Origin of the sequence: Bradyrhizobium erythrophlei (assembly GCF_900142985.1) — a bacterium.
GTDB classification, from domain to species: Bacteria; Pseudomonadota; Alphaproteobacteria; order Rhizobiales; family Xanthobacteraceae; genus Bradyrhizobium; species Bradyrhizobium erythrophlei_B.
The window spans coordinates 7,138,344-7,159,751 of record NZ_LT670849.1 but is presented as its reverse complement, the minus strand read 5'-3'; the positions used below and the strand labels follow the sequence as shown (position 1 = coordinate 7,159,751).

Below are 21,408 nucleotides of genomic sequence, written 5' to 3'. Positions count from 1 at the left end.
TTTCACGCGATGCGCTCAGCCGGCGCACTGGTGAAAGTCGCGCAAGAAACCGGGTCAGGAAGTTCGGCGAATCGGCAAACTGGATGGGGGTTAGATTCACGCGCCGTAGACAGGCCCAAAGCCGAAACGGTTCCGAACCTGGAGCGACGCTGCGCCACTCGGTTGGTTCAGGGCGACAGCTCCTCCAGGGATTTTCCTTTTGTCTCGATTGCGGACCGCAATGTCACCAGCCCGCCGATCAGGGCGGTCGCCGCGAAGGCGGCGAAGACATAGCGGATGCCTGGGCCAGCGACGATGGAGCCTACGATCATCGGCCCCATCGAAGAACCGGCTCTCAGCCAAGCACTGCCGAAGCCGACGCCGACAGCCCGTAGCCGTGTCGGATAGAGCTCGGCCGAATAGAGATAGAGCGAAAACGCGACGGTTTGCAGAATCGCATAGGCTGCGGTCGCGAAGATCAGGACTTCCGTAGCCGACGTCGCGCCGAGCCAGCAAAGCGCCAGTAGCGGCACGATGGCCGCGAGAAATGCCGACGCATACCAGGCTTTCCGACCGACCTTGTCGATCAGGAGGGCGCAAATGATCGAGGCGATGACGCCGACGGCGGAGGTAATCCAGCCATAGGCAAGGCTCGTTTTCAGCGGCAGCTGGAACAGTTGCGAGTAGAGCGTCGGGAGCCAGGTGACCAGACCATTATTGATCATGTACACGCAAAGCGACAAGCCCCAGATGGTCAGGGTTCTCTTCAGGTAGATTCCGCTAAAAAGTTCGCGCCAGTCCGAGCTGACTTTGGCGTTCAGATCGACAGTGCGCGCTACCGGCGACTTCAAGGTGACACCGCGTGCGGTCGCGCTGTCCTCGAGGATCTTCACGACAGCATTTGCCTCGACGATCCGTCCCTTCGACGCGAGCCATCGCGGCGATTCCGGCATGAACCAGCGCAGAGGTATCGTCAGCATCGACGGAATCAGGCCGACGACGAACATCATCTTCCAGCCGTAGAGCGGAACCAGAAAATATCCTGCTGTGCCGGCGAACATCAGGCCGATGGGAAAGATCACTTCGTACAACAGAAAGAAGCGGCCGCGTTTCTCGGCTCCAATGAACTCGCTGATATAGGCGCTTGCGACCGGCACTTCGCCTCCGGTGCCAATGCCCTGGAGGAAGCGGAAGGCGATCATGGAGACGCCGCTCCAGGCAAATAGACAGGCGGCGTCCATCGAAACGAATAGTGCGATGGTGATGAAAAGGGTCCTCAGCCGGCCGATCTTCTCGGCGAGCGATCCGAAGAGGACTGCCCCAAGCAGTTGCCCGACATATCCGGCCGAGATGATTGCGCCGACTTCTGCGGGCGTGAGCGCCCACTCCGATACCAGTTGCGGCATCGCAAAGGCGATGGCAAGCACGGTATAGGCATCGAAGAACGTCGCGATCCCGACGATTACGCGCAGCAGCGTCAGTCGCGGCGTGATTGGAAGCCGTTCAAGCCGGGCGATCAGCTGAGCATTAGCGGCGGCATTGAGTGGGGTGACGTCGGCCGTGTGCAGCATCGCGCCCTCCGCGGCAAGCGCAGACATGGTTCTCCTCCCTGTGTTCTGTATGATCGGCGGAGCGTAAGCCGCTCCGCCGTCGTCACCGCGTCATGCCGCGCGGGATTTTGCGGATGTCGGCCCGACGAGCCCCGCCGAACGCAAGGCGTCTGCAATCTCGACGTCGGCGCCAGGTTCAAGCGGCAGCAACGGAGAGCGAACCGTCGCGTGGTCCAGGATGCCACGTGCGACAAGGCCGTGTTTCAGCGCAACGGTCCCTTCCATGTGCGACCCGCGGTGATAGACCGTGCGCGTCACCGGCAGCAGGCGGTCGTGGATCGCGCGGGCCTTGGCGTAGTCCTTGGCCTTGCCTGCAGCTATGAGCTCGATCAAGGGCTCCGGCGTGAGCCCACCGTAACCGACCAGGGCGCCGTCGACGTCGAACATCGTGTGCAGAAGATATTCGTCGTGACAGGTCAGGATCTGCAAGTTCGGCCGCTCGCGGCGTACCACCGGAATTTCGGTGTCCCACCTGCGCATGTTGCGCACGCCGTTTTTCATCGCGAAGACCCCCGGCAACGCCGCAATCTCGAGCTGGGTGTCGAGGTTGTAAGTCGCCTTGGTCGCGTCGGGATACTGGAACAGGATCAGCGGCAGGCCGCTTTCCTGATAGATCGCCCGATAGCGGTCTTGCGGCGCGCCCTTCTGATAGCCAAAGCGCAGCCAGCCATGTGACGGATAGACCAGTCCGGCTTCCGCGCCGGCCTTTACCGCGCGCTTGGCTTCGGCCGCGGCAACCGCGGTGCCTTCCAGCGTAATGCCGGCGATAATGGGAATTTTGCGGTCGACCGCCTTGACGAAGCTTTCGATGACCGCGGCCTGCTCGTCAGCTGTCAGGAACGTGCCTTCGCCGGCATGGCCCAGAACCACCAGACCTTTGACTTCCTTGAAGCCGGCCAGCCAGCCGCCGAGCCGCTGGATGGCCGCATGGTTAACCTCGCCTTCGCGGGTGAAGGGGGTAACCGGGGCGGGGACGAGACCTCTGAGATCTAGGGCTTCCATGTGAGTTTCCTCCATTTGCGATAAATGTCACCGGATCGTCTGCGGAGCCTGATGAAGCGCCGTCGATCACGTGAGAGAACCCTATGCAGCCTCTTCCCATAGCTGAAGACTTAGATCATATATTTCAGATATAACTTATCTGATATGGGAAGGGCCGCGTATGGATTACGCCGCATGGAAGCTCTTCATCGACGCAGCCGAACACGGAAGCCTGAGCAAGGTTGCGCTGGCCTACGGGACCAGCCAGCCCTACATCAGCCGCCAGATCAGCGAGCTTGAGCAGGAATGCGGTGGGCGATTGTTCGAGCGAACGGGTAGAGGGGTGATCCTGACACAACTGGGACAGCGGATTGAGCCGAAGGTCCGGGCCTGGCTGGCCGGTACCGAACAGCTCACGAACGACGTGCGGACGTCCGCAGGCACGCCGATCGGCAAGGTTCGGATCGGCAGCCTGCCATCGACGGCCCACCCGCTGGTGAGCACGCTATACAAGCGACTGAAGCAACGATACCCGCTCATTCAACTAACGGTGCGAGAAGGACAAGGCGCACAGATCGAGACGTGGCTTGAGGATGGCAGTGTCGATCTTGCCCTACTATTTCGTACGAGCGAAACGCCACGAAACGGCGACACATACTTGGTCGAAACGTCGACCTACCTCGTCAGCGCGGCCGGCGATCCACTGACTTCACGGCGGACAGTACGCTTTTCAGCCCTGCACAATCTGCCACTCGTTCTGTTCTGTCGCCCCAGCAGCTGGCGCAATTATCTCGAGCAGATCAGCACGGAGCGCAACATTTCTCTCAATGTGGCCCTGGAGGCAGATTCGCTGAGCCTGCAAACCAGTATTGTGGCAGAGGGCGGCATCTATACGCTGCTCGGGCCCTATGCGATCGCAGCTGCATCCCGAGATGGGCGCTTACGATCGTCCAAGCTGGTTGATCCCGTTATCACACGCCACATTGCCCTGGCGATGTCACGTCAGGGAAATACGACGCTCGCGTGCCGAACCGTCATGGAGGTGGCAAAAGAGATCGTGAAGTCCGGGGCAGCAGGACTTCGTCGAATATAGCTGTCCCAACATCCGTGTATCGATAACAAGGTATTTTCAACTCGATTCAGCGCAGGGCGTACATTGGGTCGGTGCTCGCAATGGCGACGTGGCCAAGCAATTGCTGTGCACTTGGTCACGACGAAAATTCTTGACGGGATTTTTGCGAGCGAAGTGATTTGCCCGTCGTGCCAATGTGTCGCACGGGCGCAAGCTTGCCGAACGCAATAGACACACCTCACTTTCGCGCTGTCCCGCCCTCACAAGAGGGGCGTTGGCCATCGTCACGAACGTTGGGCGGGATGCGGTGGACGCGGCAGTGTCGCAAGACGAGTGGCACGAAAGCGGACGGCGAAGTCGCGTGGTCCTGATATCCCGACGCTGGTATCAACCTGGTGACGATGCGTGCGCATCGTGACTGGGGATGGTGGCAAGAAAGCCCGGCTCACCAGGGAGAGCGCGAAGGAAACCGTTAAAACCATTGCGCAGGGAAGGCCGGGTGCTCCGGCGAACCTGTGGTGACTATCTCGTATGCTTTTCACTTTTGCATACGAGGCTGCGGGTGCGTCTGGGCATCCGGCTTTCCCTGCGCCCTCTGCTTTTTGGGCGACGAGAATAAGGCGTATAACTCGGGCATTTCCGGCCGCGAGAGCGATAAACCGTGGCCCGAATCATTGAAGAACCAGCACTTTCGCCTATCTTTCGCAGACATATGACGCTTCCCGCATCCGCATTGCCAGTCGAGGCCCCGCACGCTTTTCTCGGCGTCGCCCATTCCCTGACCGGAAAGCTGTGGCGTGACCGCCTGGATGCACGCGGAGCTGCGAAGGCGCTGGCGATAACGCAACGCTATCAATTGCCGGAAATGCTGGCGCGCGTGCTCGCGGGGCGCGAGGTCGAGATCGATGCGGTCGAAGACTTCCTCGATCCGACCATCCGCAAGCTGATGCCTGACCCCTTCACCGTGACCCAGATGGAGGCGGCGGCCAAGCGCATCGCCGATGCCGCCATGTGCAGCGAGAAGGTCGCGATCTTTGGCGACTACGACGTCGATGGCGCAACATCCGCCGCGCTGCTTGCCTGGCACCTGCGCCATTGCGGCCTCGATCCGCTGATCCACATTCCCGACCGGATTTTCGAAGGCTACGGGCCCAATACCGAGGCGGTGCGTGCGCTGGCCGGGAAGGGCGCCACGTTGCTGGTGACGGTCGATTGCGGCACCACCAGCCTCGAGCCGCTCAGTGAGGCGCGCAAGCTCGGCATGTCGGTCGTCGTGATCGATCACCACCAATGCGGCGACGAGTTGCCCGAGGTCGACGCGCTGGTGAATCCGAACCGGCCGGACGATCTCTCCGGGCTCGGTCATCTCGCGGCCGTCGGCCTCGTTCTCGTCACGCTGGTTGCGCTCAATCGCGAACTGCGTGCGCGTGGCTTCTGGAAGTCGGAGATGCCGGAGCCGGATCTGCTCGGCATGCTGCATCACGTGGCGCTCGGCACCGTCGCCGACGTCGCTCCGCTGATCGGGTTAAATCGCGCCTTCGTCGCCAAGGGATTGATCGCGATGCGCCGGCGCGACCATGTCGGCCACACCGCGCTGATGGATGTCGCGCGGCTCAACGGCCCGCCGGAAGCCTGGCATCTCGGCTTCATGCTGGGACCGCGCATCAATGCGGGCGGACGCATCGGGCGCGCCGATCTCGGCGTGCGGCTGCTGCTCGAAGGCGATATTTCCGAAGCGGCACGGATTGCCGCCGAGCTCGACCGCCTCAACACCGAACGCCGCGTCATCGAACAGGCGGCCGAAGCGCAGGCCGAAGCCGAGGCACTGGCCGCGCTCGGACTCGAGGACAAGGGAGCCGTCATCGTGACGGCCTCCGAAGGCTGGCATCCCGGCATCGTCGGTCTCGTAGCCTCGCGGCTGAAAGACAAGTTCTCGCGCCCGACCTTTGCCATTGCACTGGAGCCCGGCGGCCTCGGGACCGGATCGGGCCGCTCGATCGGCGGCGTCGATCTCGGCAAGGCGGTGCGGCAGGCCGTGCACGACGGCCTCCTGATCAAGGGCGGCGGGCATGCGATGGCCGCCGGCGTGACCTTGCGCAAGGAGCGCCTCGCCGAGTTTCGCGCCTATATGGAGAATGCCCTTGCCGCTGATGTCGCGCAGTCGCGCCATGTCAACGAGATCTTCGTCGATGGCGCGGTTAGCGCGCGTGGCGTGACCACGGAGCTCGCCGCCACGCTCAATCGCGCCGGTCCGTTCGGCAGCGGCAACCCGGAGCCGGTGCTGGCGCTGCCGTCGCATCAATTGGTCTATGCCGATGAAATCGGCCAGGCCCATCTGCGCCTGCGCTTCAAGTCGGGCGACGGCGCCATCGTCAACGGCGTGGCGTTTCGCTCGATCGGCCAGAAACTGGGTAACGCGCTCACGGCCCATCGCGGTCAGGTGCTGCATGTGGCGGGATCGCTCGCGGTCGATCGCTGGCAGGGCACCGAGCGCGTGCAGTTGCGCGTGCTGGATGTTGCCGTACCCGATCAGGGGCCGGCGATGATCAGGTAGGTCACTTAGCTTTGGCGCGACACAGAGGCGAGCACCCGGTCGACCATTTGTGGCGCGAGGCCGAGATAGTTGCGGGGCGAGGTCAGCCGCTCGATCGTGGCGCGATCGATCCGCGCGGTGACCTTCGGATCGGACAGCAAGGCCTCCTGAAGCGAGATGCTTGCCTCGTTGGCGCGCCGGCAAGCGTCATAGACGACGTCATGGGCCTCCTGGCGGCCGAGCTGCGGCGCCAGCCCCATCATCACGGCCTCCGCGACGATCAGCCCGCGGCTAATGTCGAGATTCCTGGCCATCTGCGCCTCGTCCACGATCAACCCTCCAAGGGCGAATTTGGCCTGATGCAGCGCGCCCGAGGTCAACACGAAACTTTCGGGGACCGCGATCCATTCGGCATGCCACGGACCGGTGGCGCGCTCAAAATCCTGGATCATGGCATCGAGCATGAGGCCTGCATGCTGGCGAACGGCCTTGGAGGCCGCGAGCATCAACTCGCTGGAGATCGGATTGCGCTTTTGCGGCATGGTCGACGACGCGCCGCGTCCCTTCACGAATGGCTCGTAGGCCTCGGCGAATTCCGTCGAAGCCATGATCATGATGTCGAGCGCGATCTTGCCGAGCGATCCCGTCACCAGCGCCAGAAAGTTGACGGCTTCGGCAAAACCGTCGCGGGCGACATGCCAGGTCGACACGGGCGCGCCGAGGCCGAGCTCCTCGCAAAGTGTTTCTTGCACCTCAAGACCTTTGTCGCCGAGCGAGGCCAGCGTGCCGGCGGCGCCAGCAAACTGACCGACGAGAACGCGCGGTTTCAATTGTTGCAGGCGTTCGGCGTGACGGTCGAACATCGTAAGCCAGATCGAGGTCTTGTAGCCGAAGGTGATCGGCAGCGCCTGTTGCAGATGGGTGCGTCCGGCCATCGGCGTATCGCGGTGACGCCGCGACAGGTCGGCGAGAATCCGGCGCAAGGCCGAGATATCCTGCTCGATAAGGCTCAGGCCCTCGCGGAGCTGCAAGACCACGGCCGTGTCCATGATGTCCTGCGTGGTCGCGCCCCAATGCACGTAGCGGCCGGCCTCGCCGCATTGTTTTGCGAGTTGATGCACCAGCGGCAGAATTGGATAACCGACATTGTCGGTCTCTTCGCGCAACAGATCGAGGTCGAGCGTCGAGGCATCGGCCAGTTTCGCGATCGCCTCGGCCGCGTCGACGGGAATGACGCCGCATTTCGCCTCGGCCTTTGCCAGCGCGATCTCGACCTCGACATAGCGGCCGATCAGGGCCGAATCGGAAAATACCTCGCGCATGGCCTGCGTGCCGAAGGCGTCGCGAAACAGAACGGAGTCAAGAACGGTGGTCGCCGGCGCGAAAGACATGGGGATCTCCAGCGGGGGGAAATGGGAGGAGACTCTTGCCGCGTTTTGGCGGCGTTGTCGATCTCACGACTTCTGCCGCAAGCTCGCCAGCACCTTCAGTCCGCCGTAGCCGTCGGCCGGCAGAAGCCCCATTTTGTTTTGATAGTCCTTGACGGCCTGCATCGTATCATTGCCGACGCGGCCGTCGGTGCCGCCGGTGTCGAAGCCGGCCTTGGTCAGGCGGGTCTGCATCTCCTGCACTTCGGCGAGCGTCAGTGCGCGTTCGGAATCAGGGAAGGGTTGGATAAATGGCGGCGCGCCAAGGACGCGATCGCCGAGATGGCAGATCGCAAGCGCGTAGCTCATGGCGGGATTGTAGCTTCGCACCGAATAGAAATTTGGCCCCAGCAGGAAACTCGGTCCGCCCGGCACGGGCGTCCACAGTTGCGCCGAAGCATTCGGTTGCGGAAAGGGCGCGCCATCGGCGCGCGTCACACCGGCGCCGGTCCACGCGGCATAGGTGCGATTTCCATGGGCCGATGCGCCGTTCGCGCGGACTTCATAGCCCCAGTGTTCACCGGGGTGATACTTGCCGCGGTCGACGAGGTAACGGGCGGTCGAACCCAGCGCATCGTCGGGCTTGCCGAACGGCGACACCCGGCCGTCATGGTCGTAGTCCATGCCGACGTTGAGCCAGACCTCGGGCATCCACTGGGTGTGACCCATCGCGCCAGCCCACGAACCCTGCATTTCCTCCGGGGTGCTCCAGCCGCGATCGACGATGCGCAGCGCGTTGATCAGTTCGGTTTCCCAATAGGCCCGGCGGCGCGGTTCGTTCCAGGCCAGCGCCGTGAGCGCGGGGAATACCGGCCGCATGTGATTCTGCTGCACCAGTGGATCGCCATAGGCGGATTCGACACCCCACAGTGCCAACAATGTGCCGCGCTCGACGCCGAAATCCTTCTCGATGCGGGCGAACAGCGCCGCGTTCTTTCTGAGCGCCTCTTTCCCGTGAATGATGCGCCAGTCCGAGACGCGGCGATTGATGTATTGCCAGAGTTCCTCCTTGAATTCCGGCTGGCTCCGGAGCTCTGCGAACACGGACATGTCCGGCTCGATGTGGCCCATCACGCGCGCCCAGGTCGTTTCCGAAATTCCTTTCGCCAGCGCGCGGCTACGGAAGCCGTTGCGCCATTGTTCGAAACCCGGCGGGGCGGCCAACGCGGTGAGGGGACTGACGAGCAGGGCGCCTGCGCCAAGGCCGGCCACGAGGCCGGCGTGGAGCAGTGTCCGGCGTGAAGGCGATTGTTGGGAATCAGCCTGCGTCATTGCGTGAGTTTAACCGCGCCGGGCGCCGTCCGGCAAAAACGGGCAGGGCGCGTTAGATATCCTGTTGCAAATCGAGGGCAATTTTGGACAGCCAGCGCCGGATGATGACCTCTTCCCTGGTTTCGGCCAATGCCAGCAATACCGAACCTGCTGAGTTGATCGCGGTGTTCGTGGCGGACGAAGGAGCGCAGCTGACGACGCTGATCGAGTAGCGCCGATCGGCTCCCGCCATTAATTCTCGCCGCCTTCTTCCGGCTCGCGGTGGCTCATGTCTTCAGGGAGGGCGTGAGCCACGTTGGCGGCGGCCGGCAGGCTGCGGGGGCCGACCTCGCGTCCACGTCCGTGAATCAGGCGCTCATAGGCCGAGACCAGCGTGACGTAAGGACTGACCCACAACCAGCCGTCACGCGTAAAAACCTGCATGTCGAAGTGGAGGTGGCGCGTGGTGCCGTTGGGATGATCGAGATAGTTGGACACGACGCCGATCTTCTCGCCTTCCGCAACATGGCGGCCATTCAGGATGTCATCCTCATCCATCGCGGCCGGATTCATGTGCATGTAGCGGAAGCGAATATGCTCGTTGCGGCTGTTGACCTGAAGCGTGGCTGCCTGCTGTTTCGGTGAACGGATCAGCACGGCATCGCGGACGGCGACTACCGGTTGCTGCTTTGGGTCGCAATGTTCGCCTCCGTCGTCATGGGCAGGGCAGGGCGCAGGCCGCATATCCTGGCCCTGATGGCCAAATCCGCTTGGGCATTGCCCGACGCCAAAACTGCGGGCCTCGCAAAAATTATCCTGCCAGGGATAACTGGTCGGCCCGCCCGACAATTCGTCCAAGCTCGCCGCCGGCCGGTGCTTGCCGAAGGATTGGGAGTGGGCGAAGGCGGGGGCTTTCTCCAGAGGAAAGCGAATTTGCGAATAGGCGGTGAAATCCGCCCGGCCGCCCTGCTTGCGCGACCCGCTCTTGGCAATGATGTCGCCGGGCGCGCGGTAGCTGAAATCCGCCGAGAGATCGAAAGGCCGTTCCACGGTTTCCGGCGTGACGTCCATGCGCTTCCGGGACGGCAGCCCACCTGCGACATGTAACGCCTTCAGAAACCGCTCGGCGACAGGATAGGCTTCGCGGCAGGCAAGCCGCTTCGGCCTTGGCGCGCTGTCGAGGCACTGGATCGAAACGACATAGGGGACGCCGAAGCGCGTGAACGCATAGCGCACGTAACCTTCGCGTATGAAACGGCGCATGTCCGGATATTGCGCCGCCAGCGACTTGACCGGTTCGCCCTTGCCGCCAAGGGGATCATTGAGATCGTAGGTCAGGAGCGAGCCGGTGATCTGAACTTCCACCGGCTTGGCAAAAATGCGCTGCGGCAGGCCGACGCCGGGCTCGAGCGAGAACACCGCGTCGTAGCCGGCGGGGCCCGCATCGAACATGTCAACAGGACGGAAGTCGGCCTGAAAGCGCGACAGCGGGATGCCCTCAAGCGTCCCTGTCCATCGTGCGTCGAGATAGGCCGCGGCGTCGAATGGTAGAAGCACCGGCACCGTGCTGCGACCGATACCGGTGAAGATCCGGGACGTCGTCGCGTTGAGCTGCATGAAGGCCGGCAGCGAGCGCGGATCCGACGCGGCAAGGCGTCGGCGGCCAGCGAACGTAAAGGCCGGGACGACCGAAGGCTCGGTGCTGATCTCTGAACGGAGTTGATCGAGCGCCGCACGCCAGTCCGCGCGCGCGACAGACACAGCCGGACTTCTGAATTCGTCTGCGGCCAGCGTGCCAGAGCCGGCAACGAACAAAAAGAAGGCTAGCTGAAGATAAGTAGCAAACTTGCTGGCCCCCGATCCCACAGTAACGCCCCCCGGCGCATGAAACCCGTCGTCTTATCTTAATCCTTTGCGCGTTCGACGTAAGACCCGTCTTCGGTCATCACCACAATCCGCGTGCCGGTGGCAACGTGCGGCGGCACAGCGGTGCGGACGCCATTGGACAACACGGCAGGCTTGTAGGAGGACGACGCCGTCTGCCCCTTGGTGACCGGTTCGGTTTCCACGACTTCCAGCGTCGCGCGCTGCGGCAACTGGATCGCCACCGGATTACCGTCGTGAAGCGACAGCTTCACAGTCATGTTCTCTTGCAAATAAGGTGCCGACGAACCGACGATTTCCTTGGAAACCTGGACCTGGTCGTAGTTCTCGGCGTTCATGAAGTGGAAGCCGTCGCCGTCTTCATAGAGATAGTTGAAGTTATGGTCCTCGACGGTGGCTTTTTCGACCTGATCGGTGGTCTTGTAACGCTCCGAAATCTTCACTCCGTCGCCGATACGACGCATTTCGATCTGGCTGACGGGGGTTCCCTTGCCGGGGTGGATGTTTTCGGCCGTAAGCACCACATAGAGCTTGCCGTCTTGCTCAATAATGTTGCCTTTGCGAATAGAGCTGGCGATGACTTTCAAAGCTGTTTTTCCTGATATTCTGGCCCGGGGTCGGGCCTGGCAGGGGCTTCCCTGGGGGCCGGTGGGGGCGGTTTCGGGCTGCAACATACTGATTTTGTGCTTGGAAGCTAGCATTTTGCGGACCCGATAAGGCGATTGGTTGATGACTGCGGACAAGAGCCCTTCGCCATGGTGGTCCTCCGCCCGGCGCGCCGATATCAAGCCGTTTTTAGCCGCCAGAAGTGCCATCACCCGGGCCGCCCGGGCCTGGTTCGATGAACAGGGCTTCACGGAGGTGGAAACGGCGATTCTGCAAGTCTCGCCGGGCAACGAGACCCATTTGCACGCGCCACGCGTCGAATTGACCGGTTCTGACGGCGGCGATGTCCCCAGATATTTGCGGACTTCGCCCGAATTCGCCTGCAAGAAGCTGCTTGCGGCGGGCGAGGCCAAAATATTCGAGTTTGCCCGGGTGTTTCGTGACCGCGAGCGCGGCCGGCTGCATTTGCCGGAATTCACCATGCTGGAGTGGTACCGCGCGAACGCCGCCTACGATGCCATCATGGCGGATGCTGTCGTGCTGATTGCTCACGCAGCCCAAGCAACGGGAATCGGACAGTTCACGTTTCGGGGACGGGCCGCTGATCCTTTCGCGGAGCCGGAGCTGCTGACAGTTGCGCAGGCATTCGAGCGCTTCGCTGGTATCGATATGTTGGCCACCGTCGTCGACGGCGAAGGCGACCGCACGAAGCTCGCAACGGCAACGGGCACCAAGGTCCGTATTACTACTGACGACACATGGTCCGATATCTTCAGTAAGATACTGGTCGAGTTCGTTGAACCAAATCTGGGGCAAGGACGCCTTACCTTACTCTACGAATATCCGATACCGGAGGCCGCGCTCGCGCGTGTCGCTTCAACCGATCCACGCGTCGCCGAGCGTTTCGAGGTCTATGCCTGCGGTGTGGAATTGGCGAATGGATTTGGTGAACTGACTGATGCTTCCGAACAACGTCGCCGCTTTACCCTTGCCATGGATGAAAAGCAGCGGCGGTACGGCGAGCGCTATCCGCTGGACGAAGATTTCCTCGCCGCGGTCGCCTGCATGCCGGAGGCAAGCGGCGTTGCGCTTGGTTTTGACAGGCTGGTGATGCTTGCAAGCGGTGCCACGTCGGTCGATCAGGTGGTTTGGACGCCGCCAGAATGAGAGACATGAGAAGTAGTATAACCATTCAACCCACCACGACCCTGCGCGAACCGGCTGAACTGGTCGCGCGCGGGCTTGCGCCGGTCGAGGATCTTCCGGCGCTGGAAAAAGTCGCATCACGCTATGCGATCGCGGTGACCCCCGAGGTGGCGGCGCTGATCGATCCCGACGATCCGCTCGATCCGATTGCACGCCAGTACATTCCGAGCGCCGATGAGCTGGTGGCGCAAGCCAACGAGAAGCCCGATCCGATCGGCGACGACGCGCGTTCGCCGGTCGCCGGCATCGTGCATCGCTATCCCGACCGCGTCCTGTTCAAGCTGGTACATGTCTGCGCGGTCTATTGCCGGTTTTGTTTTCGCCGTGAGATGGTTGGTCCCGGCAAGGCGACCACGCTTTCGGAAGGCGCCTACAACAACGCGCTCGCCTATATCCGAGCGCATTCGGAAATATGGGAAGTCATCCTGACCGGCGGCGATCCCCTGATGCTGTCGCCGCGCCGCCTTTCCGAAGTGATGGCGGATCTGGCGCAAATCGATCACGTGAAGGTCGTTCGCATCCACAGCCGCGTGCCGGTCGCCGAACCTCAGCGCATCAGTGTCAAGATGATTGCTGCATTGAAAATCGAGGGGGTGGCGACATGGGTGTCGCTCCACGCCAATCACGTTCGCGAACTGACGCCGAACGCGCGCGCTGCGTGCGCGGCCCTCATCGATGCCGGGATTCCGATGGTAAGCCAAACCGTGCTCTTGCGCGGCGTCAATGACGATCCCGAGACGCTCGAGGCCTTGATGCGCGGTTTCGTCGAGTGCCGGATCAAGCCCTATTATCTGCATCACGGCGATCTCGCGCCGGGGACTTCGCATCTGCGAACGACGCTGGCACGAGGCCAGGACATCATGCGTGCGCTGCGCGGTCGGGTGTCCGGGCTGTGTCAGCCCGATTTTGTGGTCGATATCCCGGGCGGCCACGGCAAGGTGCCGGCGGGGCCGAACTACCTTTCGGTCGAAAAATCTTTCTCCGCAGATCGTGAACAGTCCGCCGAAACCCGCTATCGTATCGTGGATTATTGCGGTGACGTTCACCTCTACCCCCCGGCTCCGTGAACACTTTTCTGGAAAGGTGTGGATTTCAGGGGTAAGCGTCGAAGACGGAACAGACAGATGCAAAAACTAGCGATGACGGCAACAGTTCTGATGCTGACGATCGGGTCGGCGGCGATGGCGCAAACCACCAAGCGGGACGGGCCGTTGCCTGCGCCTGTCGGTCACCGCCAGCCCCGGGCGGACCAGGTGCCGGAAGGCAAGAATAATCCCGCCGCGACTGATGCCGAGAAGCGCGAAGACGCCGAGCTCGATCGCAAGATCAAGAGCATTTGCCGCGGCTGCTGATGTTTTCAGGCGTTGCGCGCCGCGAGCGCCACGCCGATCAAGGTCGCGCCGCCAAACAGCAGGTTGATGCCGACCAGAAGGCCGATCGCCCACAGGGCCGATCCTGGCAACCCCGTGATGATGATCGCTGCGATCAGGATGTCCATGAGGCCTGCGATCAGCATCCACGACCAGCGGCCCGAGAGCTCGCGGCGGTGCTCCAGCGCATACATGATGGTGGCGACGCCTTCGGCCAGGAAATAGGCTCCGACCACGATCGTCAGCGTGAGCGTGCCTTGTGCCGGCTGGGCCAGAAGAATGAGGCCCGCGAGGACCGCAAGTGCAGCCGAGATCAGTGACCACCAGAAGCCCGGCAATTCACGGGCCCAGAAGGTCAAAGCGAGCCCGGCGATGCCGCTGATCAGAAATAGCCAGCCGAGGAGGATCGTCACGGCAAGGCTGGCGGCTGGTGGCACGACGATGGCGGCCAGTCCGAAAATCGACAACAGAATGCCCTCGATCAGCAGCGCTTTCCAGTGCTCACGAACGGCATCGCGCATTTTCGTCGGTAGCTCCGCATTGTCGTGGGTCATCGCAATCTCCCGTACCGGTTAAGCGATCCAGCCTCAATCAGAATGACGCGGTTCTGTGACGACGCAAATATAGCGCATCCGGCGGGCTTGTGGTCCGATTCTAACACCCGCGTCAGCCTTGACCCGGCAGGGATCGGAGATTTTACGCCTGGGCGCGGATGCGCTCACGGCCGAGAAAATAGATCGCCGTCGTCACCACCAACAACGCAAAGCCGATCAGGATCGAGAGAAATCCGATCGGAATGAGCACGAGCGTGACGTTGCGATCCGGATTGGACAGCCAGTGGTGGACCGACGAGAGGACAAAAACGACGCCCGCAAAGCCCGCCCCGCCGCCTACCACCAGCAGGGCCCACATTCGCCGAAGCTGGCTGAGCCGCTCGCGCGCCAGCGCGGTTCGGGGCGCGTGGTGGCGGCCGACCCGTCGCACCAGGCGCGCCGCAAAGGCGATCGAGGAGAAGCCGATCAGCACGCTGGACGCGCCCAGGACGAGACGGGTGGTGCTGTCGATGTCGGGATTCTTCTGCAAGGTCAGCAGCGGAAAGTCGAACGCGGCATGCAGCCCCACTGGTCCCGCCAGCACCAGAATGCGGCTCACGATACGGGCCCAGTCGCGATGATGGCGGTGGGCGCCGAGCGCCGTACCGGATCGTGCGATCGCAAGGTAAGCGCCAGCGATGATCCCCAGCGCACCGTGGAACGGAACGGTGAGAACGCTGCGCAACGCGGCCAGCGATTGCCACATATCGGCATGCTGAACGAGGTAAGCGAGGTTTTCATAAGCCGCGAAGCCGAGACCCGCGGCCGCGCCATAGACGACCGTGTCCATGGGGTCGCTGAACCGCCTTCGCCATACCGAGACGATCGCAATGACGAAGATCTTCACACTTTCTTCCGGCAATGCGACGCCGAACAGCGAATGCAGTCCTTGGGCGAGCCAGGGATTGTCGGGTGCGGACAAGAGCGCCGCGAAGGGCGCACGTATCAACCCGAGCAGGGAAATGCTCGCCGCACCAAGGAAAAAGGCTGTCCACACCTTGGCCGGCGGTCCCGGCCGTTCATCGGCGGCAACCACGAGCCACAGGATAAGAAGCGCGGGCGCCACCGCGGCCGTTCCGATGACTGTCGGGAGGGATTCGAGGAGCAACATCTGCTTACGCCTGTTCTAACACTCGCTTTGCCGCCGGCACCGGCGGCTCCCTGTTTGCTAAAGTCGCGGTTAGAAGCAAAGGCGCATCACAGGGTCAAGTTCCCGTCACGTCAAATCACGAGCGATTGGGCGTAAGGAAGGCAAAATAAGTTATTTTCCCGCGTTCGCTATAAGCAATGGTGCGCATTTCGCCGCATCCGCTTGGCGGCTTGATCCCCCGATGTCGTTTTTGGTGCTGGCCATTCAACGCCTGCCGGCCATGCGCAGCCAAAGCGAACGGGTGACGATGTTCCAGCCGAAGGAAATTATATTATCCAAATCAATTGGTTGCGAAATTGCCAACGCATGTTCGAAGCCGAGGCCTTTGCCTCCGCTGCATGACAACGTAGAGCGGATCGCGAGCCCCTACATGGTAGGCTCAAGGCCAACAATATCGAGGGAGCGCGCCGGTGGTTTTATTCCGCGGGGCAGAAACGCACGCAAGGTCGGTTTTCAAGGCCATCAGCTGGCGTACCCTTGGAACCCTCGACACATTTGCGATCAGCTGGTTCTTTACCGGACGCGTCGAAATCGCGGGCTCGATCGCGGGATTTGAGATCGTGACCAAGATCGCGTGGTACTATCTCCACGAACGGGTTTGGGCAGCAATTCCCTGGGGACGCCGCCGGATGAGTTGATCCCGCGCCGAAAAAAATCGAGAAGAAGGTCATGAGCGACCCCAAGTCTGCGAATTCGAAGCATGAGAATTCGAAGCCTGAAAATCCAAAGGCTGAAAACCCGAAGCCCGCCAACCCCAGGCCGCAAAGTCCGCAATCCCGGGAAAGCAACACGCCGGCCGTAGCTGGGCTTGCGATTGCGGCGGTGCTTTTGGTGGTCGGGCTGTGGCTGGCGCATGAGCTGAGAGCAGCCAGCAAGATGCAGGACTGCGTGCTGTCCGGGCGCACCAACTGCAACGAGATCCAGCCCTAACCGTCGCGTGCCGGAAGGGAATGCAAACTTGCGTACCGCCATCTGAAAAAGAGCGGTCGTCACACAACATATAAGAACAAGAGGAAACGTTTTCAGGGGAGGTTCAAAATGAGTTTTGAATTTGTGGACGTAAAGGTCATCGGCCACATCACGATCGTGACGCTCAACCGTCCTGCCGTGATGAACGCCCTGCACAAGCCCGCGCATTTCGAGCTGCACGAGGTGTTCAACGCCTTTGCCGCCGATCCCGATCAATGGGTCGCGATCGTGACCGGGGCGGGCGAGAAGGCCTTCTGCGCCGGCAATGACCTGAAGTGGCAGGCCGCAGGCGGTGAACGTGGCTGGAATTCGAGCGGATTTGGCGGACTGACGCTGCGCTTCCATTGCGACAAGCCGATCATCGCGGCGGTCAACGGCGTGGCGATGGGCGGTGGCTTCGAAGTCGCGCTGGCGTGCGATCTCATTGTTGCGTCGGAGAATGCGACCTTCGCGTTGCCCGAACCGCGCGTTGGCCTCGCGGCGCTGGCCGGTGGCCTGCAACGGCTGCCGCGCCAGATCGGCTTGAAGCGGGCGATGGGTATGATCCTCACCGGCCGGCATGTTTCCGCGCGGGAGGGCTTTGAACTCGGCTTCGTCAACGAAGTGGTGCCGGTGGGCGAAGCGCTCGGTGCAGCCCAGCGCTGGGCGAACCAGATTTGCCAGAACAGCCCAATGTCGATCCGCGCATCGAAGCAGGCGGTGCTGGAAGGACTGAATGTGCCATTGCCGGAAGCGATGATCGCGCAGCGCGAATATCCGGCTGTGCGCGAGATGTTGGCATCGGCGGACTATATCGAAGGTCCGAAAGCCTTCGCCGAGAAACGGCCGCCGCGCTGGCAGGGAAAATAGAGCCTGTACGGTCGCTGGCGCGATGCTCTCGGCAAGTTCAGCTTGCGAGCAAAAGCCGGCAGGTCTCGACGAACACGTCCGCGCCCCTGACGATGTCGGCGTCGGTGGTGTTCTCGTTCCAGTGATGGCTGATGCCGTCGATTGAGGGCACAAACAGCATGCCGGCCGGCATGATCGTGGCGAGCACCTGGGCGTCGTGGCCGGCGCCGCTCGGCATGCGAACGGATTTGCCGTCGGCGAATGTCGAGGCTGCCTCTTCGATGGTGCGCTGGAATTTTTCATCCATCATCGCGGGCTTGCCGGTGCGGATACGCTCGACTTCGACGCCGCATCCGCTCGCTGTGCCGGTTTCGGCGGCGAGTTCACGCAAGCACGCTTCGAGACGTTCGACGATCGCAGGGCTATCGTCGCGAACCTGAAACAGCATTTCGGCGCGGCCGGGAATGATGCTCGGCGCGCCGGGATCGAGCGTGATGCGGCCGGTGGTCCACACCGTCCGCGGTCCGCACGCGCTTGGAAAGCCACCGTCGATGGCAACGCACAGCCTTGCAGCCGCAAGGCCAGCGTCCTTTCGATCCTTCATCCGCGTCGTGCCGGCGTGATTTTGCTCGCCCGTGAACGTGATCCGATATTGCCAGATGCCGACGATCGAGGTGACGACGCCGACAGCGAGGTTGGCGCCTTCGAGCGTTCGCCCCTGTTCGATATGGGCCTCGAGATATCCGAGGTGTCGGCCGCGCGCGGCGGTCCGCCGCGGACGGCCCGCGAAGCCGGCCGCCTGCAACGCCTCCCGCATTGGCCGTGCATTGGTGCGATCGCGCGCCGCGTCGATCTCCTGCTCTGTCACGTCGCTGACGTAGGATCGGCTGCCGAGAAATTGACCGAAATGGCCCTCCTCATCGCACCAGGAGGCGACTTCGACCGCGCCTTTGGCACTCGGATCCGGATTGATCACGCGCGCAGCTTCAAGCGCATAGATGACGCCGAGCGGCCCATCGAGCCAGCCGGCAAAGTTCTGGCTCTCCAGATGCGAACCCGCCAGCAATTTCGGTCCCGCTTTCGCGCTGGTGCCGAGCACATTGCCGATACCGTCGATCTCGCCTGCAAGCTCTGCTTCCGGCAATTTCTGCAACAGCCATTGCAGCGAATGGATGTGCGGCTCGGAAAAAGTCGGCCGGTGCACGCCGGTCTTGTAGGCGCCGATCGCCCGAAGCGCGTTGAGATCGGCAAGCACGCGGGCGCGGTTGGCTTTGGAATGATGGTCTTTCATGATTCAGATAAGCCTGTCGCTACTGGGCAGAAACGGGTTCGGCGGGAGCGAGATAGGGAGAACAGATCGCCGCGTCGCCTGACGTACCGTAGGACTCGACGACGTCGCCGGCCGGCGTCATGACCACCGAAATCAGGCAGTCCTGCAAAGCCTGGCCTCTGCGCCAGGTGTAGATCTTTTGCCTGTTGACGGTTTGCTGACCATCGGGATTGCCGAGTTGGGCAGTGACCACGCTGAGGGGCTTGCCCTTGAAATCGTTTCTTGCCTTCACATCGGGCAAGGAAAGGTTCGGCATCGCGCCGCATCCCGCAAGCGCCAAAGCCGCGAAGATCACGAGGTTCCGTTGAACTGCCATTGATGTGTGCCGCGCCCTGCAATTCCAGTCGACTTCTCTAACAGGGCGAGGCCATGCGAAGTCAATAGACTAGAGGATTTGTGATCGTGGCCGGATCCGCCTCAGCGGTAGAGGTCCGCGCGGGTCGGCGGCAGGCCGGACGGGCCGCGGACACGCCGAGAGGCCAGCGTCTGGAAGATGCCGACCGTGCCCTGCATGAACGCGATCGAGACAACGGCGAGGTAGGCAATCCATAATCTCGTCTTTTCGCGGCCGACCTCGCGCTCGGCCTCGTCGCGGCTCGCCGACAGCCGGTCGTGCCAGTGCCGGGTGGTGTGCATATAGTGCTCGCGCCAGCCTTCGACGTCATGCACTTCGAAGTTATGCATCTCCAGATTGGCAACCGACATGCCGACATGATCGAGCTCGCCGCCCGGGAAGATGTAACGGCCGATAGCGGTGGCTGCCGCAGCTTCCCGTCCACGGCTGCGGCGGAAGCGTTCAAAGCTCTTCGAGCGCAACGCGATGGCGTGGTGAAGATATAGGCCGCCCGGCTTGAGCAGGCGATTGATGGTCTGAAAGTAGGTCGGATGATTGGCGATGCCGACATGCTCGAACATGCCGATTGAGGCGATCTTGTCGAAGCCGCCATCGAGCAGCGAATAATCCTTTAGTTCGAGTACCACCTTGTCCTCGAGGCCAAGGCGAGCGACTTTCTCCTTGGCATAGGCGAATTGCTCTTCCGCAAGCGTCACGCCATGCGCGCGAACGCCGTAATGTTTGGCGGCGTGACAAACCAGCGCGCCCCAGCCGCAGCCGATGTCGAGGAAGTTTTCTCCCGGCTTCAGGCGCAGCTTGCGGCAGACCATGTCGAGCTTGTCGGCCTGCGCGGTCGCAAGATCGTTGTCCCAGTCTTTGAAATAGGCGCAGGAGTAGACCATCTCCGGATCGAGAAAGAGTTCGTAGAAACGATTGGAGAGGTCGTAATGGTAGTGAATGTTGGTCTTGTTGGTTGCCTCCGAACCGTCGGAGCGCGTCTCGGCGTTGCGAACGGCCTCAAGCGGCCACGGTCCGCCGCGCGGCAGGAACAGGAACCGGGCGAGTGTCGCAAGCGTCAGCGGCTTGTTGAAGGATCTGATCAATGCGCGGCTGCGCATTTTCGGCCGGCGCGCCGCGAGATCAAAAAACGAGCCATTGCGCAGGTCGAACCGCGACGTGACCCAGAGATTGAGAAAGGTATCGATGTTCGGCCGCCGGATCATTGCAGCGATAGCGCCTTCGTCGGCGATGACGAAGGCCAGCGCATCGGGACGAAGGTCCGCAGGTATCGTCGAGCCGTCCCACAACACGAAGCCGAGGTCGGGCAGGACAAGCTCGTTAATATGAGTAAGCAGGCGCTTGAAGCTATCGAGGCGGCGCGCCGCTGCTGAGGCCCCCGGCAAGCTGTGATCCCTCGTGTGAGTACTGACGTTCGCTCGCTAAAGGAACATCACTTTCGAGGCAAATCAATAGTTTAACGGAATGGCCTGGCCCTGTGCCGGAAGCAGCTAGCCCAGTGCTGGAAGCAGGGCAATTTCGTTTGTCGGGGGCGCTTTCGTTTTGGGATCGCCAGCCAGATATTCCCAGGCCTTTTCATGGCCGAAATAGACGAATGGTCCGAGGAAGAAGCCGGTTGCCGACAGGATCGTCGCTTCGGCTACATTGCCGACAACAACGTAATTGGTGGTGAAGTCGACGATGGTTGCGATCGTGCGGTAGGTGATCGTCTTGGCGAGGGCCGGGCTGATCGTCAGCGCGGTTGCTTCGTCGTCGGGGCTTGATGTCGGCAATTGCACGCGGACGCCGGCATCGCCATCGGCGGGACCGAGATGGTTCCAGACGGCCTCATGGGCGAAATAGAAGATGGGGCCGGCAATCAGATTGAAGGTCGACAGGCCCGCCGCGGTCGCGAGCTCTCCGATAACGATATAGTTCGTAGTGAAATCGAGCGTCGTGACCACCACGCGAAACGTGATGGTTTTTGCAATCGCTCGGCCAAGTTGCGATCTGGCGAGTAGCTCGGATGGCTGCTTTATGGTGACTTCGCGTGAAGAGGTGGCGGTCGCTGCGGGCTTGACCTTTTTTCGGCCCGTCTGGCCGCGCCCTCCGCCGAGAAGGCGCGGCGCGAGCCACGCTGCGCCTCCGAGAATTAGACCCGGCACCAGCGCGGCTTCGAGCACGGCGGCGCCCGCGACGACCGCAATTCCGATTGTGATCTCGCGTCTCATGCGAACACCGGTGAGCTTTGGGGGCAGGGCCGAAGCTCGAAGCTTCGCCGAAAACCA

General features: G+C 62.1%; 20 protein-coding genes and 1 pseudogene. 9 read left to right on the top strand and 12 right to left on the bottom strand.

Features of this window, described 5'->3' with window-relative positions:
• Positions 1-167 precede the first annotated feature (167 nt).
• Together BUA38_RS34460 and BUA38_RS34455 are read right to left on the bottom strand one after the other, a co-directional pair.
• Positions 168-1,550 (bottom strand): MFS transporter, encoded by a 1,383-nt coding sequence (locus BUA38_RS34460; RefSeq protein WP_072826660.1) that lies wholly within the window; start codon positions 1,548-1,550, stop codon positions 168-170.
• 90 nt (positions 1,551-1,640) lie between these two features.
• Positions 1,641-2,591, bottom strand: a complete 951-nt coding sequence (locus BUA38_RS34455; protein WP_072825173.1) for a dihydrodipicolinate synthase family protein — start codon at positions 2,589-2,591, stop codon at positions 1,641-1,643.
• Between the two features lie 160 nt (positions 2,592-2,751).
• Here BUA38_RS34455 and BUA38_RS34450 point away from each other — a divergent pair, with 160 nt between their 5' ends.
• Together BUA38_RS34450 and recJ are read left to right on the top strand one after the other, a co-directional pair.
• Positions 2,752-3,663 (top strand): LysR family transcriptional regulator, encoded by a 912-nt coding sequence (locus BUA38_RS34450; protein WP_072825171.1) that lies wholly within the window; start codon positions 2,752-2,754, stop codon positions 3,661-3,663.
• A gap of 691 nt (positions 3,664-4,354) precedes the next feature.
• Positions 4,355-6,196 carry a single-stranded-DNA-specific exonuclease RecJ gene (gene recJ / locus BUA38_RS34445; RefSeq protein ID WP_072825169.1) on the top strand — a complete coding sequence of 614 codons (1,842 nt, stop codon included), beginning with the start codon at positions 4,355-4,357 and terminating at the stop codon, positions 6,194-6,196.
• A 5-nt stretch (positions 6,197-6,201) separates the two neighbouring features.
• On the opposite strand, the gene pcaB is transcribed toward recJ, so the two are convergent.
• Positions 6,202-7,566: a 3-carboxy-cis,cis-muconate cycloisomerase gene (gene pcaB / locus BUA38_RS34440; protein ID WP_156898875.1), complete on the bottom strand. Its 1,365-nt coding sequence runs from the start codon at positions 7,564-7,566 to the stop codon at positions 6,202-6,204.
• Between the two features lie 63 nt (positions 7,567-7,629).
• On the bottom strand, positions 7,630-8,874 hold the full coding sequence (locus BUA38_RS34435; protein ID WP_072825165.1) for a lytic murein transglycosylase: 1,245 nt from the start codon (positions 8,872-8,874) through the stop codon (positions 7,630-7,632).
• 107 nt (positions 8,875-8,981) lie between these two features.
• Between BUA38_RS34435 and BUA38_RS38915 the strand changes: the two are divergent.
• A pseudogene (locus tag BUA38_RS38915) lies at positions 8,982-9,086 on the top strand (cupin domain-containing protein); the annotation flags it as partial.
• A gap of 19 nt (positions 9,087-9,105) precedes the next feature.
• Here the strand turns inward: BUA38_RS38915 and BUA38_RS34430 are convergent.
• Positions 9,106-10,719 (bottom strand): peptidoglycan DD-metalloendopeptidase family protein, encoded by a 1,614-nt coding sequence (locus BUA38_RS34430; RefSeq protein ID WP_072825163.1) that lies wholly within the window; start codon positions 10,717-10,719, stop codon positions 9,106-9,108.
• A 38-nt stretch (positions 10,720-10,757) separates the two neighbouring features.
• A complete protein-coding gene (gene efp / locus BUA38_RS34425) occupies positions 10,758-11,324 on the bottom strand; it encodes an elongation factor P (RefSeq protein WP_072825161.1) in 567 nt (188 codons plus the stop codon).
• A 142-nt stretch (positions 11,325-11,466) separates the two neighbouring features.
• Here efp and epmA point away from each other — a divergent pair, with 142 nt between their 5' ends.
• From epmA to BUA38_RS34410, 3 genes are read left to right on the top strand one after another with little or no spacing between them, the layout of a single operon-like run.
• Positions 11,467-12,510 carry an EF-P lysine aminoacylase EpmA gene (gene epmA / locus BUA38_RS34420; RefSeq protein ID WP_072825159.1) on the top strand — a complete coding sequence of 348 codons (1,044 nt, stop codon included), beginning with the start codon at positions 11,467-11,469 and terminating at the stop codon, positions 12,508-12,510.
• Positions 12,511-12,515: 5 nt separating this feature from the next.
• Complete coding sequence (locus BUA38_RS34415) at positions 12,516-13,616, top strand: lysine-2,3-aminomutase-like protein (protein WP_072825157.1); 1,101 nt, start codon at positions 12,516-12,518, stop codon at positions 13,614-13,616.
• Positions 13,617-13,673: 57 nt separating this feature from the next.
• Positions 13,674-13,901, top strand: a complete 228-nt coding sequence (locus BUA38_RS34410) for a hypothetical protein (protein ID WP_072825155.1) — start codon at positions 13,674-13,676, stop codon at positions 13,899-13,901.
• A 5-nt stretch (positions 13,902-13,906) separates the two neighbouring features.
• Here the strand turns inward: BUA38_RS34410 and BUA38_RS34405 are convergent, their stop codons facing one another.
• Positions 13,907-14,473 (bottom strand): HdeD family acid-resistance protein, encoded by a 567-nt coding sequence (locus BUA38_RS34405; protein ID WP_072825153.1) that lies wholly within the window; start codon positions 14,471-14,473, stop codon positions 13,907-13,909.
• A 142-nt stretch (positions 14,474-14,615) separates the two neighbouring features.
• Positions 14,616-15,623, bottom strand: coding sequence for a PrsW family glutamic-type intramembrane protease (locus BUA38_RS34400; RefSeq protein WP_072825151.1), 1,008 nt, complete (start codon positions 15,621-15,623; stop codon positions 14,616-14,618).
• 449 nt (positions 15,624-16,072) lie between these two features.
• Between BUA38_RS34400 and BUA38_RS34395 the strand changes: the two genes are divergently transcribed.
• The 3 genes from BUA38_RS34395 to BUA38_RS34385 all read left to right on the top strand — a co-directional run bounded on the left by BUA38_RS34395 (position 16,073) and on the right by BUA38_RS34385 (position 17,480).
• Complete coding sequence (locus BUA38_RS34395; RefSeq protein ID WP_072825149.1) at positions 16,073-16,300, top strand: DUF2061 domain-containing protein; 228 nt, start codon at positions 16,073-16,075, stop codon at positions 16,298-16,300.
• A gap of 31 nt (positions 16,301-16,331) precedes the next feature.
• Positions 16,332-16,592 carry a hypothetical protein gene (locus BUA38_RS34390; RefSeq protein ID WP_072825147.1) on the top strand — a complete coding sequence of 87 codons (261 nt, stop codon included), beginning with the start codon at positions 16,332-16,334 and terminating at the stop codon, positions 16,590-16,592.
• 108 nt (positions 16,593-16,700) lie between these two features.
• Positions 16,701-17,480, top strand: a complete 780-nt coding sequence (locus tag BUA38_RS34385; protein WP_072825145.1) for an enoyl-CoA hydratase-related protein — start codon at positions 16,701-16,703, stop codon at positions 17,478-17,480.
• Between the two features lie 37 nt (positions 17,481-17,517).
• Here BUA38_RS34385 and BUA38_RS34380 read toward each other — a convergent pair whose 3' ends face one another.
• The 4 genes from BUA38_RS34380 to BUA38_RS34365 all read right to left on the bottom strand — a co-directional run bounded on the left by BUA38_RS34380 (position 17,518) and on the right by BUA38_RS34365 (position 21,351).
• Positions 17,518-18,750 carry a Zn-dependent hydrolase gene (locus BUA38_RS34380; protein WP_072825143.1) on the bottom strand — a complete coding sequence of 411 codons (1,233 nt, stop codon included), beginning with the start codon at positions 18,748-18,750 and terminating at the stop codon, positions 17,518-17,520.
• A gap of 19 nt (positions 18,751-18,769) precedes the next feature.
• Positions 18,770-19,105 carry a hypothetical protein gene (locus tag BUA38_RS34375; RefSeq protein ID WP_072825141.1) on the bottom strand — a complete coding sequence of 112 codons (336 nt, stop codon included), beginning with the start codon at positions 19,103-19,105 and terminating at the stop codon, positions 18,770-18,772.
• 101 nt (positions 19,106-19,206) lie between these two features.
• Positions 19,207-20,526: an SAM-dependent methyltransferase gene (locus BUA38_RS34370; RefSeq protein WP_072825139.1), complete on the bottom strand. Its 1,320-nt coding sequence runs from the start codon at positions 20,524-20,526 to the stop codon at positions 19,207-19,209.
• 105 nt (positions 20,527-20,631) lie between these two features.
• Complete coding sequence (locus BUA38_RS34365; protein WP_072825137.1) at positions 20,632-21,351, bottom strand: DUF2061 domain-containing protein; 720 nt, start codon at positions 21,349-21,351, stop codon at positions 20,632-20,634.
• Between the last annotated feature and the right edge of the window lie 57 nt (positions 21,352-21,408).